The 2774-nt window shown below is 55.2% G+C and carries 5 protein-coding genes; all 5 read right to left on the bottom strand.

All coding sequences use genetic code 11. From position 1 onward, the window contains the following. Positions 1-451, bottom strand: a 451-nt coding sequence (locus HN413_00175) for a hypothetical protein (protein ID MBT3388803.1), incomplete at its 3' end; no start/stop codon positions are given. Next, entirely contained in the window at positions 451-1536 is a 1086-nt protein-coding gene (locus HN413_00170) for a hypothetical protein (protein MBT3388802.1), read from the bottom strand. The genes HN413_00175 and HN413_00170, both read right to left, overlap by 1 nt. Before the next feature lie 44 nt (positions 1537-1580). Beyond that, positions 1581-2003: a hypothetical protein gene (locus HN413_00165; GenBank protein MBT3388801.1), complete on the bottom strand. Its 423-nt coding sequence runs from the start codon at positions 2001-2003 to the stop codon at positions 1581-1583. Continuing rightward, positions 1994-2485 (bottom strand): hypothetical protein, encoded by a 492-nt coding sequence (locus HN413_00160; GenBank protein MBT3388800.1) that lies wholly within the window; start codon positions 2483-2485, stop codon positions 1994-1996. Before HN413_00160 ends, HN413_00165 begins: the two co-directional genes overlap by 10 nt. After that, positions 2482-2774: hypothetical protein (locus tag HN413_00155; protein MBT3388799.1), on the bottom strand; the 293-nt coding region annotated here is incomplete at its 5' end. The genes HN413_00155 and HN413_00160, both read right to left, overlap by 4 nt.

The following is a 2774-nucleotide window of genomic DNA, read 5'->3' as shown; positions in this document are numbered from 1 at the left end:
CGCTGGCCCGGATAGACCATTCGGTATTGGCGCAAGTCACCCCGCCGCCGGTCATGGTGAAGGTTTCACAAGGGTGCTCTGTTCTTGAAGAGCCGCTCTCATAAGGAACACATACGGTCTCCGGGCCTTTCCGGATACACATCGAGTCATACACTTCACCCGTAATGGGATTTGTGTAGGTCAGGCGGTAGAACTCCGGCGGGATCAAATACACGGCATCGGAAAACAGACTGTGGAGTTCCCCGGTGTTAGCAGAGCCATTCGTGCTTTCAACCGTACTACTACCTGGGCTGGTAGTACATTCGCTATTCCCATCGCCGATAGTTACATCAAACCCGCTGCCGCCACCTTCCGGGCTAAAGCTTTGCGCGTGAACCGGCAGGCACAAACCGGTGGATGCTACCAGGCTGATAGCAAGGCTCAATATGAACAGGAAGGGCTTATTTTTCATCAATCATCTTCTCTGAGATATGTTTTGTAGTAAGTATCAAATGCATCTACAAAATTTCCAATCTGAGCCTCGTCCGTGTAAGATGGCCACTCATCCGGCACTGGAAGCATGGTGAAACCAAAGGTTGATTCCAACCAGGTTGCATCCCAGGGCACAAGACCATGCGCAGCGGCAATAAACACCCGTTCTTCCTGTGCCTTTGCCTTGAGGGATTCGTAAGCTTCATGGCCTTGCAGGATCGAGCTGTCGGGATGGTAGCCCATATAAACCCACTGGTTTCGAGCCGGGGAGTAGCCAAATTGTACAAACAAGCGTTCCCAACCCAGCTCCTGTGAAAAGTGATGGTCATCCAGTTCATGCACTAGCCAGCCCGGCCCCTGGTCAAAGGAAAGCACACAGACGACCGGAAAGGCCATGCCCCAATTCTCGATTTGATCGCCATCAACCGTCTCTGTACGGTAACAGCCATTCAAGGCATAGGTCATATTGGCCGATATGGACGGGACTTCCCGGATATTCCAATTGCGGTATGCCGGGTGATACGACCGCTGTCTCAACACCATCTCCAACGGGCCGCCGGTATTGGTCATGCCAGTGACCGATTTCGTTGTTCTGTCATCCAAAAACAGAACCCAATCGGGAATTTTGTCGAACCCCACCATCACTGCTGCTTCGGACTCGGTGTAGCCCATATAGGTCAACAGATGCCAGGCCACTGTCCGTTCGAGACCTTCGTAGACACAAGCGGGTTCGATGCGTTTGAGATTGTAGTCATCCAGAACATCCACCAGATTCCAGGCTTTGGAGTCCGTTGGGCAGGGTTCCAACGTGGGGGTGAGGCTGGGAGCGGGGGGCGATGTGAGTGTTGGCAGGGGAGTTTTCGTCTCTGTTGGCGCGGCGGGCAGCACATTTGCGAGCGGCAAAGGCGTTCCCAGAACCTGCGCCCGGGTTTTCGCCCGCTGCCACCGGGCAAAGCCGTAGGTTCCCAGGGTGAAAACCAGGATGAGTATAGCGACGATGATGTAGCGGCGCAGGTGCCGGCGACCGCCCAAATCAGAATAGGTAAGGGTATCTTTGATCTTCATATATGAATTATATCATTTGTATTTACTAGGTAAATACAAATACGTTATTGATCATCCCTCGTCACGCCATGCGCCAGATAACCGATGGCATTTACGCTTATCCAACGCTGGGGAAACAGGTAACCCATTGAACGCACCTGCACGGCGACACGGCAACCAGGCCGGTCGTCAAAACGGCCACAAATTGCGCTGTTAAAGATGGAATGTTCAGGTTGCTGGGCCTGGAAATAGGCAGCCGCCACCTGGCTGCCCGTCTCCGTCGCCTCGATACTGCCATCTGGCAACACCCGGATTTCTTGCGCTCCGGCGTGGGCGGCCAGATCAGCCGCGGCAACGGCTTCCATGATACGGGCATTGGTGACCATATATTCCAGAATGCCCATCGCAAACAGAGTGGTTAGCGGCACAAGTAAAGCAAAGAGAGCAATCGCCTGGCCGTGTTCAGTTTTCTTTTTTATCAGCGCCATTTTGCCTTCCAGGTTTCCGACCGGGACAGGCACCATTCTTCGGACCAGCCTCCCGGATCGATAAACCCTAAACCCCGGAACATCACCGGCACTTGATAGCTCACCGAACACCCGCCAACCCCGCCGGGTGAACCCGGTGTGACCACCAGTTTGTAGTTCACACCCAGCGTGGCGCTCCAATCTGCATTGAGGGTTTTCTCCACGGCCAGGATCGCGTTCCGGGCGGCCAGACTGGGGTTGGGCGACTGGGAAATAAACTGGGCGCAGCTATAGGCAGCGGCAGTGGCCTGTGTGCGGGCGCGATGCAGCGGTATCCAGGACAGCATCCCGAAAGCCAGGATGACAGCCAGGACGGAGAACAGGGCGGTTTCCACCATCGCCTGGCCTTTCTCAGCATGGGCGCTTGGGGGTGTGAGTGCAGAGGAGAATTCTTTACACCCATGCTCCCTGGCTCCCGCTCCTGGCGTACTCCCTTGCTTCACTCAAACTCTCCTTCCGGCGGGCCAGGGTAAAAACGCCAAAGACGAAAAACTGCCGTACCGCGGTGCGCTTCGACCAGGTTGATCCCATACACCCAAGGTTTGGAATCTTCAATGGTAATCTGGGAGCGTACCATGCGGTCTGAGGCGTGTTGGGTGGTTGCGATTCGGCCCTGAATATCCGGCCACAAAACCGTTTGGCGTGCCTGTTCCGTAGCCGGGGTCTTATAAGCGCCAGTGGCTACCCCGGTGATAAAGACACCCCAATCAGCAGACGCGGCTCGGAAGGCAT

It is taken from the genome of Chloroflexota bacterium, from assembly GCA_018648225.1.
Taxonomy (GTDB): Bacteria; Chloroflexota; Anaerolineae; order Anaerolineales; family UBA11858; genus NIOZ-UU35.
The sequence above is the reverse complement of the archived record's forward strand: the minus strand, read 5'-3'. Positions and strand labels throughout refer to the sequence as shown.